The sequence below is a fragment of the Streptomyces sp. NPDC127068 genome, from assembly GCF_042724695.1.
In the GTDB taxonomy this organism is placed as follows: Bacteria; Actinomycetota; Actinomycetes; order Streptomycetales; family Streptomycetaceae; genus Streptomyces.
Window position 1 is genome coordinate 1 of sequence record NZ_JBHXEN010000095.1, and the last position, 16,483, is coordinate 16,483.

The following is a 16,483-nucleotide window of genomic DNA, read 5'->3' on the forward strand; positions in this document are numbered from 1 at the left end:
GGCGCGCCCCCGTGGCGCACGGGTCGACAGGCGCCCCGACAGGGGCGCGGGGAACTGCGCAAAACCACAGCGCACGTCCGCAGGACACCGCACCCAGGGGTGGACGCACCCGCAGGGGACAGCGCACCGCCAGGTGAACGTACCGAAGGGGCGCGGGGAACTGCGCGGGCAAGCGCCTCCGCACCCGCACGGGACCCGTGGAGCAACCACTCCTGGTGAGGGGGCGACCACCGCACCGTGGTTCGGGAGCTGCCGAAGGGCCCCCCGGTGCACAGACGGATACCAAGGGGGGCATCATGCAACCGGAAGTCCCTGTTCACTGTCTAAAGTGAGAGCGGCTGCCACTGGCGCGCCCGGCCCCGGACAGGGGAACCGGACCGGGCGGAGGAGAACGATGAAACTCACGCGCTAGCAGCGCGTGTGGGGGGATGGCTCATGACGTCGCCGCCTTCAGGCGCGGGGCAGAACTTCGACCCGACCGAGACGACACAGCTACGTGTGCACCGGACGGGTGGCCTACGCCGAATAAAGAAGTCCCTGCCACGCTACGACTACGAGCACTACAGCCGTCTCGCGGGCCCCCTCACGCAGCCCAACCCCCACCAGCCCTACAAGGTGCGCTACCGCTCCCTCCTGTCCCAGGAGCCGCACCGCATCCGCGCCGCACTGATGTTGGGCGCCGCCCCGATCGTCTCGCTGATCCTGTTGTTCTGGCTGCTCCAGCCCGAGCACTGGACCGAGCGCGACCACCCCGCCTACGACTTCCTGCCCGCCCTCGACGTCATCATGCTCGTCTCGATCGGACTGATCGAGTTCTTCCGCTGCATGAACGTGCTGTCCAACGCGCACGCCACGATCGTCGCCCGCGACCCCATCCCCGTGGTCCCCGAGACCGGCACCCGGGTCGCCTTCCTCACCTCCTTCGTGCCCGGCAAGGAGCCGTTGGAGATGGTGACGAAGACGCTGGAGGCGGCCGTGAAGATCCGTCACCGCGGACTGATGCACGTCTGGTTGCTGGACGAGGGCGACGACGCCGACGTCAAGGCCGTCTGCGAACGGCTCGGCGTGCGTCACTTCTCCCGCAAGGGCGTCGCCAAGTGGAACATGGAGAAGGGGCCCCACCGGGCCAAGACGAAGCACGGCAACTACAACGCCTGGCTCGACGCGCACGGCGACGACTACGACTACTTCGCGTCCGTCGACACCGACCACATCCCGCTGCCCAACTACCTGGAGCGGATGCTGGGCTTCTTCCGGGACCCGGACGTCGGCTTCGTCATCGGCCCGCAGGTCTACGGCAACTACGACTCCTTCGTCACCAAGGCCGCCGAATCGCAGCAGTTCCTCTTCCACGCGCTGATCCAGCGCGCCGGGAACGCCTACGGCGCGCCGATGTTCGTCGGCACCTCCAACGCCGTCCGGATCAAGGCCCTCCAGCAGATCGGCGGCCTGTACGACTCGATCACCGAGGACATGGCGACCGGGTTCGAGATCCACCGGCACAAGAACCCCGCCACCGGCAACAAGTGGCGTTCCGTCTACACCCCGGACGTGCTCGCCGTCGGTGAGGGCCCCAACGCCTGGACCGACTTCTTCACCCAGCAGCTCCGCTGGTCGCGCGGCACCTACGAGACGATCCTCACGCAGTACTGGAAGGGCTTCTACTCCCTGCCCCCGGGCAAGCTCTTCAACTACACGATGATGATCATCTTCTATCCGATGTCCGCGCTGAACTGGATACTCGCGGCCCTGAGCTGCGCCCTGTTCCTCGGTCTCGGCGCCTCGGGCGTGAACATCGACCCGACGATCTGGCTGATGCTGTACGGCAACGCCTCCGCGCTCCAGATCGGCCTGTACGTCTGGAACCGCCGCCACAACGTCTCCCCGCACGAGCCCGAGGGGTCCGGCGGCGTCGCGGGCATGGTGATGTCCGCGCTGTCCGCGCCGATCTACGCCCGTTCGCTGATGGACGCGGTGCTGCGCCGCAAGAGCAAGTTCGTGGTGACGCCCAAGGGCGACTCGGCGAGCCCCGACACGCTGTTCGGGACCTTCCGCATCCACCTGTTCTTCATCGCGGTGTTCGGGGCGTCGATGGTCGCCTCCTTCTTCCTCGGCCACGCGCACCCCGCGATGATCATCTGGGCCACCTTCGCCCTGTTGATCACCGCGGCGCCGATCTTCGCCTGGCAGTGGACGATGCGCCAGGACGCGAAGAAGGCCGCGGCGAAGCCCGCCACCGACGCGGCGTCCGCGCCCGCCGCGGGCCCGGCACCCGCGCCCGCCGCCGTGCCCGACTGGCCGGCCGCCGCATCGGACGCTTCCGACGACCCGTCCCCCGCCGACCGCCCGGAGGGGCCCGGCCCGGACGGGCCGGAGACCGGTGACGCCCCCGAGGAGTCGACGCCCCCGCGTCCGCGCGGACGGCACTCCGCGCCCGCGGGGCCGCACATCCCGCAGCAGCGTCCCACCTGGGCCTCCGGCGACGACCAGACGATGCAGATCCCCATCCCGGGACGCTCGTTCACCCAGAGCCCCCAGGGTCCCCCTGGTCCCCAGGACACCCGCGCCGAGCGCACCGTGCAGCACCCGCCAGGCGCACCCGGGGCTCCGGGGCGGCACCGCAGGACCGGGCCCGGGTTCCACGTCCCGCCGGGCACCTGAGTACGGGGGCGTCCGGCCGGACGCCCCCGTCACCGCCCTCCCTGCCGTTCACCGTCCGCGATACCACTACCAGTCACATCGGGGTAAGCCGTGAAAGACCGTTCCAGCCGCCGCCGCGCCCGCCGCATCGCGATAGGCGCGGCGGTCGCGGTCGCGCTGGCCGCCATGAACGGCCCGGCGCTCTACCGGTTCGGATCCGAGAAGTACCACGAGTACACGATCAACAAGCCGGAGTACAAAGCCGCCAACGGGCACTGGAAGATCCTCGACTTCCCCGAGGAGTTCCGCCAGAACACCATCCACGCGGCCCTGTTGCGCACCGGCAAGGTCCTGATGGTCGCGGGCTCCGGGAACAACCAGGAGAACTTCGACAACCAGCAGTTCGACACCCGGCTCTGGGACCCGGAGACCAACAAGGTCAAGAAGATCGACACCCCGACGGACCTCTTCTGCTCCGGCCACACCCAGCTCGGCAACGGCAACCTGCTGATCGCGGGCGGCACCAAGCGGTACGAGAAGCTCCAGGGCGACGTGACCAAGGCCGGCGGGCTGATGGTCGTGCACAACGAGAACCCGGACAAGCCGATCACCATTCCCGCGGGCACCACCTTCACCGGCAAGACCAACGGCAAGACGTTCGTCTCCAAGGACCCGGTGGTCGTGGAACGGGCGAAGAAGGTGTTCGACGAGGAGACCGGCAGGTTCCTGCGCAACGACCCGGGACTCGGCCGGATCTACGTCGAGGCGGCCAAGAGCGGCGCCGAACACGAGACGGGCACCCAGGACAACTACGTGGTCGAGGGCCTGAAGGGCACGGACGCCCGCAACACGTACGGCATGGCCGAGAAGCTCGCCCTGGACAAGAAGGACTTCCAGGGCATCAAGGACTCGTTCGAGTTCGACCCGATCGCCGAGAAGTACATCCAGGTCGACCCGATGAAGGAGGCGCGCTGGTACCCGACGCTCACCACCCTCACCGACGGCAAGGTCCTCAGCCTCTCCGGACTCGACGAGATCGGTCAGCTCGTCCCCGGCAAGAACGAGGTGTACGACCCGAAGACGAAGGGCTGGGAGTACACGAAGGGCGTGCGCCAGTTCCCCACGTACCCGGCCGTCTCCCTGATGCAGAACGGCAAGCTCTTCTACTCCGGTTCCAACGCCGGGTACGGACCCGCCGACGTGGGCCGCGACCCGGGCGTCTGGGACCTCGCGTCGAACAAGTTCAGCAAGGTCCCCGGGCTCAGCGACCCGAAGCTGATGGAGACCTCGCAGACGGTGCTGCTGCCGCCCGCCCAGGACGAGAAGTACATGGTCATCGGCGGCGGCGGGGTCGGCGAGTCGAAGGAGTCGAGCAAGAAGACGCGACTGGTCGGCCTCCTCGCCGACGAGCCCCGCTTCGAGGACGGGCCCGAGTTGGAGAAGGGCACCCGCTACCCGCAGGCGTCGGTCCTCCCCGACGACACGGTCCTCATCTCCGGCGGCTCGGAGGACTACCGGGGGCGCGGCGCCTCGGACATCCTCCAGGCCCGCATCTACGACGCGAAGGACAACAGCATGGAGCGGGTCGCCGATCCGCTGGTCGGCCGCAACTACCACTCCGGGTCGGTCCTGCTGCCCGACGGCCGACTGATGTTCTTCGGCTCGGACCCGCTCTACGACGACAAGGCCAACACCAAGCCCGGCACGTTCGAACAGCGCGTCGAGATCTACACTCCGCCCTACCTGTTCCGGGACGAGCGGCCCTCGCTGAGCGGCGGCCCCAAGACCATCAAGCTCGGCGGCTCGGCGACCTTCACCACCCGGGACAGCTCCACCGTCAAGTCGGCCCGGCTGATGCGGCCCAGCGCGTCGACGCACGTCACGGACATCGACCAGAAGTCCATCGCCCTGGACGTGAAGAAGGGCGAGGGCAGCATCACGGTGACCGTCCCGAAGAACCGCAACCTGGTCCAGTCCGGCTGGTACATGCTGTTCGTCACCGACGACCGGGGCACCCCGAGCAAGGCCCAGTGGGTGCGGGTGCCGTAACCCGGTTCCGCGCGGCGGCCCGTCACAGGGTCGCGAACACCTCGGCCCGCCGGGTGAACGCGACCCACACGTCCTTGCCCTCGGCGGTGGGCTCCACGCCCCAGGCGTCGGCGTTGGCGCCGAGCAGCCACATGCCGCGCCCGTTCTCGCTGCACCAGTCGGGCTGGCGGACCACCGGCAGCACGGGGCTGCGGTCGCTCACGGTGATCCGCAGCTCGAACGAGGTCGCCCGCAGTATCAACACGCAGTCGGGACGGCCGGCGTGGTCCCGTACGTTCGCCAGCATCTCCGTCACGCACATCGCGGCCGGGCCGACCTGCTGGGTCCACCCCCAGTAGCGGACGTGGGCGGTGACGGTACGACGGACGATGGCGAAGGTGCGCGGATCGGCGGTCAGCTCCTGCCGGTACTGCCGCGCCCCTTCTTCCGCCATGACGACCATGGCTCCTCCAGCGAGTCGGTGCAGAGCGATTGAGGGTGACGTTCTGTGGCACGACCAGCGCCATCAGTGACACAGGGACCAGATTGGACCCACATCTACGCCCATCGCAACCTACGTAACTCCAAAGTTGTAGATTTGCTGGAGGTGGAATAACTAGCTGTCATATGACGACAGTTGGAGGAAGTGGGGTCACATGCGCCACACTGGCGGCGACCCTGCGCAGGAAGGGGGCTTCGTTGCCCAGTCATCCACGTCCGACCGTGCGTCGCCGTAAGCTCGGCCGCAAGTTGCGACAGCTCCGCGAAGCAGCAGGCGTGACGGCGGAACGGGCCGCCGAGCGCATCGGCGGCGACAAGTCGAAGATCTCGCGGCAGGAGAACGGCCGCCAAGGCGTGAGCAAGTTGGAGCTGGAGGCCCTGTTCGTTCTCTACGGCGTCGAGGACGAGAAGCTCATGACTGCGCTCAACACCCTGGCCCGAGAGGGCCGGCGGAAGAGCTGGTGGGCACCGTACGGCCAGATGCTCACGGAGCCCTTCCAAGAGCAGATGAGCATCGAGTCAGACGCGGTGCGCATCTTCCTGTTTCAGCCCCTGCTCATGCCAGGACTCTTCCAGACACCCGAGTACGCAGAGACCGCCATCCGAGGTGTGGACGGGACGGCATCCGACGAACAAGTCAAGTCGTTCATCGACATTCGGATGGCCCGACAGGACATACTGCGCGAGAAGGGGCCACAGGTGGTCTGCGTACTGGACGAAGCGGTGCTCCGTCGGACAGTCGGTGGCCCGGAGGTCATGGCGGATCAACTCCAGAAGCTCATCGATCTGAACAACCCACCACGGTTCACGATCCAGGTCATTCCGTTCGGCCAGGGGTGGCATGCGGGGCTCGACGGATCGTTCTGCATCTTCAGCTATCCCGATCCGATGGACCTCGATGTGGTGAGCCTCGACTACCTCGACGGGCTGATGTACCTGGAAGAGGATGACACCGTTGAGCGGTACAAGCTGGCTTTCGACCAGTTGCGGGCGTCGGCCCTGCCGAGTCAGCAGTCCATGGACCTGATCGCGCGAGTGATGCGGGATCTCAACGAGATGTAGAGGTAGGCACCAGATGATGCGGCACAACCTCCCTGAGGACAGCTGGCAGAAGTCGTCCCACAGCCCCAACAACGGGGGAAGCTGTGTCGAGCGACAACTCACCGCGGAAGGGGAGGTCGCGGTCGGCGACAGCAAGGACCGGTCGCTCGGCGCGCACGCGTTCGCTCCCGCCGCCTGGCAGGAGTTCGTCACCGCAGTCGCCCACGGCGAAGTCTGATGCGGACGGCGGCGGCCTCCGCGCCCCGAACCGCTGAGGGCGAGCTGACAGGCGCGTACTGGCACAAGAGCAGCTACAGCGGCAAGGACAACGACTGCGTGGAACGCGGCGCACTCCGCTCCGGCCGCCAGGCCGTACGGGACACCGCGGACCGCAGCCGGGGAGCACTCGTCGTCGACGCCGACACGTGGACCCGGTTCGTCAACGGCGTCCGAAGCGGCGGAGTCTGACGCACGGGGGCGCACCGCACGGCCGGTCCGCCCTCGCACCCTTCCGGGCCGGTGAGGTACGCGTCCCGCCTCTGCTGGCGCGCCGAAGTCGGCTACCTCGACAGGAGGAAGACATGAGTAGCGCACGCGACCGTGGCCTCGTCGGAGTCACGAGGCTTGGCACCTGGACGGCCGAGGAGAACGACGCGTATCAGACCGCGCACGACCTGATCAACCAGATGATCGCCGCGTACTCCGCCCGCCTCAGTCGTGCGAGCGGACCGGAGGCCGGGGTGCTTCTGGCCGAGCAACGCGCGCAGTTGGAAGCCCGACGCATGCTCGGCGTGGCAGACCAGGAGTCCGTACGTCGGGTACTCGCCGAGTACCCGACACTGATTTCACAGCTTCGGAGTGACGGGGCGTAAGCGACGACCGGTTGGACGCCGACACGTGGACCCGGTTCGTCAACGGGCTCTGCGGCGGCGGAGTCTGACCTACAGGGGCGCACCGCACGGCGCGGGCGGTCCGCCCCCGTACCCCGTACGGGCTCAGCCCTTCGGGCTGGTCAGGTACGCGTCGATGGCCCGCCGCGCCTCGGGCAGATCGCTGAGGCCGTAGAGCCAGTGACCCGCGACGTCCCACGTGGCCAGCTTCCCCTTCGGGAAGGCGCGCGCCATGCGCTGCGCGCCCGGCAGCGGGGTCGCGGAGTCATGGACGGCGTTGACCACGAGGACGGGCGGGAGTGCGCCCTTCGCCTTCGCGGGCTGCGGCTTCGGCGGCTCGGTCCAGCCCTGGCAGCCGAGGACGAGGTCCAGCGACCGGCTGTTGTAGCGGACGTGCGGCGCGGCCTTGGCGACCCGCTTGAGGATGGCCCGGTAGTGGGCGTAGTCGCGGATGCGGAAGTCGTAGTCACGGCACAGCACGAGCTGTGCTTCGATGTGGTTCCCGATGGGAATCCAGTGGACCTCGCCCTTTCCGGTGCGCAGGGCGGACAGGTCCTCGGCGAGCGTCTCCGGGGTGTAGTCGCCGGCACGGAAGGTGAGTTGGTCCGCCAGTTGATCGGGGCCGATCTTCTTCCGGGTGGGACCGTTCGGGCCCGGATCGCGGAGCGTGCCCGCGTCGGCGCGGGCGAACAGCTCGGCCGTGAGGGCCTTGACGTCCTGTCCCTTCAGTACGCAGGTCGTGTCCTTCGCGCACCAGTCCGCGAACCGCTGCAACGCGCCCTCCAGGGTGGCGCTGCCCTCCGTGAGGTAACGCTCGGCGTCCGGCCGGTCCGGGTCCATCGCGCTGTCGAGCGCCAGGGCGCGGAGCTTGCCGGGGAACAGGCGGGCGTACCGCTCCCCGATGAGCGTGCCGTAGGAGTGGCCGAGGAAGCTGATCCGGCGTTCACCGAGGGCCGCGCGGATCGCGTCCACGTCACGGGCCACGCTCTCGGTGTCCAGGTGGCCGGCGAGCGGTCCCGTACGCGCCCGGCAACTGTCCGCCAGCTTGCCGTTCAGGGTGCGCAGGCGCTCGAACTCGGCGGCGCTGCGGGGGCGGATCGGGGTCGGGCTGCTGATCGTGTCGTCACAGTGGACGGGCTGGCTGCGGCCGACGCCGCGCGGGTCGAAGCTGACCATGTCGAAGCGCTTCAGCATGGCCGGCGCGTAGCCCTCGTGGGGGTCGTCCGCGTACATCACGTCCTCGACTCCGGACGCTCCGGGGCCGCCCGGGTTCGACATCAGGACGCCGATCCGCCGTCCGGGGTCGGTGGCCGCGTACCGGGCGACGACGAGGTCGATCTTCGGGCCCTGGGGCTTCGACCAGTCCAACGGCACCTTGACCGTTCCGCACTGCGCGTGGGGGCTGGGGTCCGGGGACCACGGCTCGGACTTGGAGCAGACGCCCCACTTGACGGACGACGCGGGGGCGGGGGTGCCGGCGGCTGCGGCGCCCGGGGCGGAGAGGGCGGCGGCCGAGGCGGACAGCGCGAGGAGCGTGGAGAGCGTGGGGAGGACCCGCCGCCGGGTGCGGGAAGTGGCGTTCGTGCGGTTGCTCGTACTCATGCGCGGAATCGTTCACGCCCGGCATGGTGACGACTCCATGAACAGGTGATGGGCACGTAACAGGCGCACCGGGTGCGGGCGGACCCACCGGGGGCCTCCAGCAGCTGACTCGTCCAGGTGAACCGGCGGGCGCAGCCCTCCCCTTGGCCCGTGGGTGCCGGAATACTGACCGGCCGGACGCAGCCATCGATCGGCCGACCCCGGAGGAACATCCGTGTCCCAGACTCCCGACGAACCCTCGTTCTCCGTGTACGACGGCGGCGAGGAGATCGCCCTGCCCGCGACGGTCGGAGGCATCCGGCGGGCGCTCGCGTCCGAACTGCGGCCGGAGTTCGACAGCGCCGTGGAGACCACACCCGCCCAGGACCTCTACGGAGAGCTGGCGGCCTGGGCCCTCAAGACCCGCCCCGATCTGCTGGCCCGCCAGGAAGAGACGTTCCGCAGGCTGGAGCGGGGCGACTTCACCGGGTTCACCCCGGCCGAGGAAATCCCCGAACTGGCTCTGCTGGACGGGCGCGGCAGCGGCACGTGAACCCGCGCGGTCAGCCCTTGCCGGCCTTCGCCAGCTCCAGTGCGTACTCGGGCCACCAGTCCCCCGCCTTGGGGCCGCCCTTGCACTCGCCGTCCGACTCGCCGGGCCGCTTGACCCAGAGGAAGGCGTGGACCAGGGGGTCACCGGTCTGGGTGGTGGGGACCTCGCCGAGCGCCCGGCCCGGGGGGTTGCACCAGCGTTCGGCCGGTTCGCCCTCGGTGTAGGGGCCGTTGCCGTTGCGGCTGGTGTCCACGACGAAGGGCTTGCCGTCGACCTTCGCGGACAGTTCCTTGCCGTAGCGGACGCTGTCGGCGGTGGAGTAGAAGTTGGAGACGTTGACCGAGAAGCCGTCCGCCTTCTGCACGCCCGCGCGCTTCAGCGGTTCGAAGATCTGGTCGGGCTTGCCCCAGCCGGCGTTGCCCGCGTCCACGTACACCTTGGTGTTCTTGGAGGACTTGAGCTTCTCGACCGCGCCCCACAGCAGGTGGTACCGCTCCTCGTGGAACTGCTGCGGGGTGCAGCCGTCGACCAGGTGCAGGACCGCGTCGGGCTCCAGGACGACCGTCGCCCGGCGGTCGCCGATGCCCTTGACCACCCCGTCGATCCAGGCCCGGTAGGCGTTGCCGTCCGCCGCGCCGCCGCCGGAGTACTGGCCGCAGTCGCGGTGCGGGATGTTGTAGAGGACGAGCAGCGCGTCCCGGTCGGCCGCCTCGGCCGCTTCGGTGATCCCGCGGACCTGGGCCTCCGGGTTCTCGGGGCCGACCCAGTCCGCCGTGGGCTGCGCGGCGATCTGCCGGATGAGGCCGGCCTCGTCGTCCTTGCCGTCCTTCTCGTAGGCGGCGACCTGGTCGGCGGCCTTGCCCTGGGGGTTGACCCAGTACGGGTCCTTGTCCTTCGGCTGTTGCTGGACGGGCTTCGGCTTGTCGCTGCCGGAGTCGTCGCCGGACGAGGAACACGCCACGAGCAGCAGCGTCGCCCCCACCGCGGCTATCGACGCCCTCACCTTGCCGTACATCCAGTCCCCCTTGGGTGCGCCGTCCGAGGTCCAATCCTGACATACGCGACCTGACGGGTCGCCGGGCCGCCCCGTCTCCTCGGCGGGGCCCGGTTCAGCGCTGGACGTCCGTCAGGTACGCGGACACCACGACGTTCGCACGGTACGTGCCGCTCGCCCGGTCGAACTTCCCGCCGCAGGTGATGAGTCGGAGTTCGGCCCGGCCGTCCCGGTGCGGTCCGTACACCTGCGCCGCGTCGAAGCGGTCCCGGTCGACGATCCGGACGTCCTCGACGGTGAACCCGGCGACGGTGCCGTCCGAGCGGACCACCCGGACCGGGTCGCCGGGGACCAGGGTGCGCAGCCGGTGGAAGACGGCGGGCCCGCTGCGGCCGTCCGCGTGCCCGACGAACAGCGCCGCGCCGGCCGCTCCGGGAGCGGTGCCCGTGCCGTACCAGGCGACGGTGCCGGGTTGGTCGAGCGGCGGCGCGGCGACGGCTCCCGCCCGGTCCAGTCCACGGGGCACCACGGGCGCCAGGACGCCCGCGAGGGGGACGTCCACCCGCTCGGGCCGGGCCGGGGCCAGCGGGCGGTGCGCGACGGGGAGCCCCGCGCCGAGCGGTCGGCCCACGGCCGCCACGTCGCCCCGCACCGGGCCGGTGCCCCGGTCGGGGTCGGGCGGCGGCACGGAGGTGATCTCGCGGCCCCAGAGCCACAGACCGGACAGCAGGACCGCCCAGGCCGCGGCGATCGCGAGGCGGCCCGCGACGCGGGAGCGGGCGGTCACGAGCTCGGGTTCCGGTCGCCGTCCGGGCGGCGGGCGCGCACGCCGCGCCCCACCACCACGAGGGCCGCGACGCAGGCGAGGACCAGGCCGACGACGGCCTGCCGCAGGCCCGGGCCGGTGTCCTCGCGGTCCTCCGCCTCGGGCCCGGGGGCTCCGCCGCCGCCCGCGCTGACCGGTGCGGTCGGTGTGGCGGCCGGCTCGCCCGGTCGGTCCGGCTCCCCTTGACCGGGGCCGCCCTGCCGGCCCGGTGCGGCGACGCGCACGGCCGCGGGGACGACGTGGTCCCGGCCGGCGCAGCTGACGGTGATCCCGTACGGGCCGGGCGCCGCACCGGACCGCAGCCGCGCCTCGGCGAACAGTCCGGTGCCGCGGGGGGCCGGGGCGAGGTCGGCGGGGGCGACGAACGCGTCCGACCGGGCGCGGGCGGTGGTGCCCGGGCAGCCGGTGACCGTCAGGGCGACCTCGGTGCCCGGGGGTGCCGCCGTGGGGCGTACGGCCAGGACGGCGGGTTCCCGCTCCGGGCCCGTCGCTGCCGGAGCGACGCCGGTGCCGGTCAGGGACAGGGCCGCCAGGGCGACGGCCACCCCGGTGGAACGCTGTGCGAGCAAGCGGATGCGCATCGTGAACCTCCTGGTACCCCCAGGTTCACGCGCCGACCCGGTCCCCGCCCCGCCACCCCGCCCCCACTGCTCCGTTCGAGGGACACATTCCGCCACCCACGTACGGATCAGATGCGGTCGACCAGGTCGGCGATGGAGTCGACCACCCAGGAGGGGCGGAACGGGAACTTCTCGATCTGGTCCCGGGTGGTGAGTCCGGTGAGCACCAGGAAGGTCTCCATCCCGGCCTCCAGTCCGGCGAGGACGTCCGTGTCCATCCGGTCGCCGATCATCGCGCTGGTCTCGGAGTGCGCACCGATCGCGTTCAGTCCCGTCCGCATCATCAGCGGGTTGGGCTTGCCCGCGAAGTACGGGTCCTTGCCGGTGGCCTTGGTGATCAGCGCGGCGACGGAACCGGTCGCGGGCAGCGGGCCCTCCGTGGACGGTCCGGTCTCGTCGGGGTTGGTGCAGATGAACCGGGCGCCGGCGTTGATCAGTCGGACGGCCTTGGTCATCGCCTCGAAGGAGTACGTCCGGGTCTCGCCCAGGACGACGTAGTCGGGGTCGTGGTCGGTCAGCACGTAACCGATGTCGTGCAGGGCGGTGGTCAGGCCCGCCTCGCCGATGACGTACGCGGTGCCGCCGGGCCGCTGGTCCTCCAGGAACTGCGCGGTGGCGAGCGCGGAGGTCCAGATGTTCTCGACGGGCACGTCGAGCCCCATGCGGGCGAGCCGCGCGTGCAGGTCCCGCGCGGTGTAGATGGAGTTGTTCGTCAGCACGAGGAAGGGACGGTCGCCCTCCCTCAGCTTCTTGATGAACGCGTCCGCGCCGGGAATCGGCACGCCCTCATGGATCAGGACCCCGTCCATGTCGGTGAGCCACGATTCGATGGGCTTGCGCTCTGCCATGTGCCGGTCTCCTGGGAATCCGTGACTGCGGTGCTGGTGTGGCGCCGGAACGACTCTGTGCCGACGCCACCCAGATTAGTCACCACGGCCGGATACTGACCCTGCCGGTCACCGGGAAACCGCAGGTCCGCGGGTCCCGCAGCGCGCACTCAGCGGCGACCGCGCAGCTTGCCCAACAGCTGCTGGGCCTGCGCCCGGCGGCGCGGGTCGGCGGCGGCCCGCCGTACCTCGCTCACCGCCCGCTGACCCTGCGGGCTGCGCACAAAGCTCATGATCTTGCTCAACAGTCCGGCCATCTTCTTCTCCTCATCGGCTCTGTCCGCTCAACACCGGCCGCGCCCCGTCGATTCCGTGCCTCCGGGGCCGCCACCTCGCACCTGCCCGCCCCCGGGGAAATCACGTCGTCTCCGACCCGGCCCGCTGACTACCCTCCCTCACCGGTCAAGTGGACGTGACGGCCCGGGGCCGGTGTATCCGGCACCGTCCCCGGGCCGGTACAAGTGCCCTGCCGTGGCCGCGCGTCTCGGTGCCGCCCGCCCAGGTGCAGCGGCGCATCCCCGTACCCGGGTGCCCCACGCACCCGCCCCCACACGACGGAGGCAGACCTTGATGACCAGCCAGGCGCCCGCGCGCGCCGGACGGCGGGAGTGGGCCGGGCTCGCCGTGCTCGCCCTGCCGACGCTCCTCGTCTCCATGGACGTGACCGTCCTGTACCTGGCGGTCCCCCAGCTGAGCGCCGATCTCGGCCCCTCGTCCATCGAGCTGCTGTGGATCATGGACGTGTACGGCTTCCTCATCGCGGGCGCCCTGCTGCCGATGGGGGTGGCGGGCGACCGGTACGGACGGCGGAAGCTGCTGTTGGCGGGGGCCACCCTGTTCGGTGTCGCCTCGGTGCTCGCCGCGTACGCGGACAGCCCGCAGACGTTGATCGCTGCACGGGCACTGCTCGGGCTCGCGGGCGCGACGTTGATGCCGTCGACCCTCTCGCTCGTCCGGGTGATGTTCGTGGACCCCGCGCAGCGCGGAGTGGCGATCGCCGTGGTGATGACCAGCTTCTCCGTGGGCACGACCGTGGGCCCCCTGCTGGGCGGGCTGCTGTTGGAGTTCTTCTGGTGGGGCTCGGTCTTCCTGCTCGGGGTGCCGGTGATGCTGCTGTTGCTGTTCCTGGGGCCGCTGCTGCTGCCCGAGTACCGGGACCCGGAGAGCGGGCGGGTCGATCCGACGAGCGTGCTGCTGTCGATCGGCTCGATGATCGGCGTCGTCTACGCGGTCAAGGAGACCGCCGCGCACGGCTTCGCCTGGACGACCCTGGCCGCGGGCGTCGCCGGGCTCGCGCTCGGCACCTGGTTCGTCCGGCGGCAACTCGCCCTGACCGAACCGCTGCTGGACCTCGCGCTGCTGCGGGACCGGGTCATCAACACCTCGCTCGGTACGTATCTGCTGGGGATGTTCGCGATGGGCGGGACGCAGGTGTTCATCGCCCTGTACCTCCAGGAGGTGTTGGGGCTGTCGCCGCTGCTCGCCGGGGTGTGGATGGTCCCGGCGTCGCTGGGGACGGTCGCGGGTTCGATGTTGGCCCCGGTGCTCGTCCGGCGGTGGCGGCCCTCGGTGGTGATCGCCGCGGGGCTGACCCTGGCGGGCCTCGGGTTCGGGGTGCTGGGCGCGGCCGGGCCGCACGATCTGACGGTCCTGGTGCTCGGGTACCTGTTGGTGGCCCTGGGTCTCAGCCCGATGATCACCCTGTGCACGGACCTGGTGATCGGTGCGGCGCCGTCCCGGCGGGCGGGGGCGGCGTCGGCGATGTCCGAGAGCAGCGGCGAGCTGGGGGTGGCGCTCGGGGTCGCGCTGCTCGGCAGCCTCGGGACGGCGGTGTACCGGACCTCGGTCGGGGACGGTCTGCCGGCGGGGCTGCCGGCCGGCGCCGCGGACGCCGTGCGCAAGACCCTGGGCGGGGCCGAGTCGGTCGCGGCGGACCTGCCGGGGAGCCTGGCGGAGCCCCTGTTGGCGGCCTCGCGGCAGGCGTTGACGCACGGGCTGAACGTCACCGCCGCGGCGGCCGGGGCGGTGACGGTGGCCACCGCCGTCTGGGCCGGGCTGCGGCTGCGGGGCGTCCCGGTCACCCGGGCGGCGGGCCCCCGGGACGCCGACGCCCCGGACGGCCCCGGCCTGTCGAAGGGGTCCGACGAGTCGGACGACGGAACGGAGGGGCGGACCGTCGGGCGGACGGTGTGATGCGGGCGGTGTGATGCGGCGGGTCCGGGCTATCGCCGTGGCGACCTGATGCGACGGGCCGTCAGGTAGAGGGTGGTGCCGGCGAGCAGCAGGGCCGCCGCGGCGGCCACGAGGGCGGACGCCCGCTGGCCGGTCATCGCCAGCTGGTGGGGGTCGGCCGTCGGGGCGTCGGACGGTACCGGTCCGGTGGGGGAGGGAGCGGCGGAGGGCGGGGGGTCGGACGGGTGCCCGGGGCGTGCGGGTCCGCCCGGGGTCACCCGGAAGGCGTACGGGGCTGCCGCGCCGACCCAGGCACCGTCCTCGTGGTCGCGTTGGACCAGGGCGGCGCTGGCCGTGACCCGGTCGGCGGTCGCGGTCGCGGCGAGGGCGAGCCGGACCGGGACGGCGAGCTCGCCGCGGGGCCCGATGGTGAAGCCGGGGAAGGCGTCGTCCGGGACGGCCACGTTCTCGTCGCGCTCCGTCCGTTCGATCCGCGCGGGGTGCCAGCGGGTGCCGTCGTGGAAGTCCAGCCGCAGCTGGGCGGGGAGCAGCTGTCGCCGGTCGTCGGCGAGGACGACGATCGGGTACACGGAACGGAACGTGCTGGCCGTGCGGTTGGCCACGGTGAGCGTCCAGGTGGCGGGGGGCGCACCGGGGCGGTAGTCGGCGGGGGCGTCCGCCACCCGGGCGCTCAGCGGGAACGCCTCGGGGCGGGCGGTGGCCGCGGGCAGCGGGGTGTCGGGCAGCGGCAGCCCGCGCAGCGCCGGGGCCGCGCGTACCTGGGCCGCATGGACTGCGTGGGCGGCGGGGACGGCGTGGGCGGCGGGGACGAGGGCCAGGGCCGCGGCGGCGAGGAGCCGGAGAAGACGACCGGTGCGGGACGGGTACGGGGCGGGCGGGGTCATGGCGGCGGCCTCCCGGTTCGGTGGCACTGGGAGGCTTCCAGCGGGGCGCCCGGGGCGAACGGCGGGCGTCGGACACCCACCCGATCGGCGTCCGGCTGTCCCCTGAACACCGGGCCCGTCCGGGCACCGTTCGGGTGGTCGCCGTACCCCCCGCGTCCACCGGGTCACCCGCTCCGCGTCGAGGTGGTGTTCCCCGGCAGGCAACCCCGGCGCCGTGTCGTCCGTCCTCCGGGGCAGGGGGGCCGGGGACGCTCGGCCACCGCGCGCGACGGCATCCGTCGCGGCCGGGACCCCCTTCGGCGGGCGTGGGACCCCCGCCCCCCGAAACCGGGGTCCGGGGTCCGGCGTCGGGCCCGGGGACCGCTCCCCTCCTGCGGTCCCCGGGTCGATCCGGGTCTCCGGGGTCCTCGTCCGGACCGCGTCCCGGCGTCCTCGTCCGGCCCCAAACGTCGTGAACTCGCCAACTCTGCCGGAAACGCAACCCTCGTGTCCGCTTCCCGCCTCCCTCTGGGTGAAGGGAGGGGTCCCTGATCCCCCAGGGACCTCTGTGCCCTAGCTGCAAGGAGGACCACCTTGACCACCAGAGCCTGGCGTACGGGAGTCGCCACCACGGCGGCACTCGTACTGGCGGCGGCCGTACCGGAGTTGGCGTACGCCACGCAGGAGGGGGCATCGGCGAACGCCGCTCAGGCCCCACGATCGGCCGGCGGCCAGTTGCCGGACGGCTGGCGAATATCCGGCACGGGCCCGGAGCGGGAGCTCGTCTGGACCGCGTCGAAGCCCGTTCCGATCGGTGACTCGCGCGTCGAGTTCCACGCCGGGGACGTCCGGCTGGGCGTCCCGGT

17 protein-coding genes are annotated in these 16,483 nt (G+C 71.4%); 9 read left to right on the top strand and 8 right to left on the bottom strand.

The window, feature by feature from the left end; genetic code table 11:
* The first annotated feature begins 435 nt into the window (after nucleotides 1–435).
* On the top strand, nucleotides 436–2,661 hold the full coding sequence (locus ACFWIA_RS34340; protein ID WP_387011195.1) for a glycosyltransferase family 2 protein: 2,226 nt from the start codon (nucleotides 436–438) through the stop codon (nucleotides 2,659–2,661).
* 90 nt (nucleotides 2,662–2,751) lie between these two features.
* The gene (locus tag ACFWIA_RS34345; protein WP_387011196.1) at nucleotides 2,752–4,689 is read left to right on the top strand and encodes a galactose oxidase-like domain-containing protein; all 1,938 of its coding nucleotides are present in this window, start codon (nucleotides 2,752–2,754) and stop codon (nucleotides 4,687–4,689) included.
* 22 nt (nucleotides 4,690–4,711) lie between these two features.
* On the opposite strand, the gene ACFWIA_RS34350 is transcribed toward ACFWIA_RS34345, so the two are convergent.
* On the bottom strand, nucleotides 4,712–5,122 hold the full coding sequence (locus ACFWIA_RS34350) for an ATP-binding protein (protein WP_387011197.1): 411 nt from the start codon (nucleotides 5,120–5,122) through the stop codon (nucleotides 4,712–4,714).
* Nucleotides 5,123–5,391: 269 nt separating this feature from the next.
* Between ACFWIA_RS34350 and ACFWIA_RS34355 the strand changes: the two genes are divergently transcribed.
* From ACFWIA_RS34355 to ACFWIA_RS34370, 4 genes are all read left to right on the top strand, one after another.
* Nucleotides 5,392–6,231, top strand: a complete 840-nt coding sequence (locus ACFWIA_RS34355) for a helix-turn-helix domain-containing protein (RefSeq protein ID WP_387011198.1) — start codon at nucleotides 5,392–5,394, stop codon at nucleotides 6,229–6,231.
* Between the two features lie 13 nt (nucleotides 6,232–6,244).
* Entirely contained in the window at nucleotides 6,245–6,448 is a 204-nt protein-coding gene (locus ACFWIA_RS34360) for a DUF397 domain-containing protein (protein WP_387011199.1), read from the top strand.
* On the top strand, nucleotides 6,448–6,678 hold the full coding sequence (locus ACFWIA_RS34365) for a DUF397 domain-containing protein (RefSeq protein ID WP_387011200.1): 231 nt from the start codon (nucleotides 6,448–6,450) through the stop codon (nucleotides 6,676–6,678). The genes ACFWIA_RS34360 and ACFWIA_RS34365 overlap by 1 nt, the downstream gene beginning before the upstream one ends.
* Before the next feature lie 113 nt (nucleotides 6,679–6,791).
* Entirely contained in the window at nucleotides 6,792–7,082 is a 291-nt protein-coding gene (locus ACFWIA_RS34370; protein ID WP_387011201.1) for a hypothetical protein, read from the top strand.
* A 123-nt stretch (nucleotides 7,083–7,205) separates the two neighbouring features.
* Here the strand turns inward: ACFWIA_RS34370 and ACFWIA_RS34375 are convergent, their stop codons facing one another.
* Nucleotides 7,206–8,702 carry an alpha/beta hydrolase gene (locus ACFWIA_RS34375; RefSeq protein ID WP_387011203.1) on the bottom strand — a complete coding sequence of 499 codons (1,497 nt, stop codon included), beginning with the start codon at nucleotides 8,700–8,702 and terminating at the stop codon, nucleotides 7,206–7,208.
* A 214-nt stretch (nucleotides 8,703–8,916) separates the two neighbouring features.
* Between ACFWIA_RS34375 and ACFWIA_RS34380 the strand changes: the two genes are divergently transcribed.
* Nucleotides 8,917–9,234 (top strand): hypothetical protein, encoded by a 318-nt coding sequence (locus tag ACFWIA_RS34380; RefSeq protein WP_387011204.1) that lies wholly within the window; start codon nucleotides 8,917–8,919, stop codon nucleotides 9,232–9,234.
* A gap of 10 nt (nucleotides 9,235–9,244) precedes the next feature.
* Here the strand turns inward: ACFWIA_RS34380 and ACFWIA_RS34385 are convergent, their stop codons facing one another.
* The 5 genes from ACFWIA_RS34385 to ACFWIA_RS34405 all read right to left on the bottom strand — a co-directional run bounded on the left by ACFWIA_RS34385 (nucleotide 9,245) and on the right by ACFWIA_RS34405 (nucleotide 12,818).
* On the bottom strand, nucleotides 9,245–10,249 hold the full coding sequence (locus ACFWIA_RS34385) for a glycoside hydrolase family 6 protein (protein WP_387011205.1): 1,005 nt from the start codon (nucleotides 10,247–10,249) through the stop codon (nucleotides 9,245–9,247).
* Nucleotides 10,250–10,343: 94 nt separating this feature from the next.
* Nucleotides 10,344–11,015 carry a class F sortase gene (locus ACFWIA_RS34390; protein ID WP_387011206.1) on the bottom strand — a complete coding sequence of 224 codons (672 nt, stop codon included), beginning with the start codon at nucleotides 11,013–11,015 and terminating at the stop codon, nucleotides 10,344–10,346.
* Nucleotides 11,012–11,635 carry a hypothetical protein gene (locus ACFWIA_RS34395; protein WP_387011207.1) on the bottom strand — a complete coding sequence of 208 codons (624 nt, stop codon included), beginning with the start codon at nucleotides 11,633–11,635 and terminating at the stop codon, nucleotides 11,012–11,014. Before ACFWIA_RS34395 ends, ACFWIA_RS34390 begins: the two co-directional genes overlap by 4 nt.
* A 107-nt stretch (nucleotides 11,636–11,742) precedes the next feature.
* Entirely contained in the window at nucleotides 11,743–12,522 is a 780-nt protein-coding gene (locus ACFWIA_RS34400) for an HAD-IIA family hydrolase (protein WP_387011208.1), read from the bottom strand.
* Between the two features lie 149 nt (nucleotides 12,523–12,671).
* On the bottom strand, nucleotides 12,672–12,818 hold the full coding sequence (locus ACFWIA_RS34405; RefSeq protein WP_385487018.1) for a hypothetical protein: 147 nt from the start codon (nucleotides 12,816–12,818) through the stop codon (nucleotides 12,672–12,674).
* Between the two features lie 313 nt (nucleotides 12,819–13,131).
* Between ACFWIA_RS34405 and ACFWIA_RS34410 the strand changes: the two genes are divergently transcribed.
* A complete protein-coding gene (locus tag ACFWIA_RS34410) occupies nucleotides 13,132–14,754 on the top strand; it encodes an MFS transporter (protein ID WP_387011209.1) in 1,623 nt (540 codons plus the stop codon).
* Nucleotides 14,755–14,783: 29 nt separating this feature from the next.
* Here the strand turns inward: ACFWIA_RS34410 and ACFWIA_RS34415 are convergent, their stop codons facing one another.
* Complete coding sequence (locus tag ACFWIA_RS34415) at nucleotides 14,784–15,638, bottom strand: hypothetical protein (RefSeq protein WP_387011210.1); 855 nt, start codon at nucleotides 15,636–15,638, stop codon at nucleotides 14,784–14,786.
* 573 nt (nucleotides 15,639–16,211) lie between these two features.
* On the opposite strand from ACFWIA_RS34415, the gene ACFWIA_RS34420 reads away from it, so the two are divergent.
* A partial coding sequence (locus tag ACFWIA_RS34420; RefSeq protein WP_387011211.1) for a hypothetical protein occupies nucleotides 16,212–16,483 on the top strand: 272 nt, incomplete at its 3' end.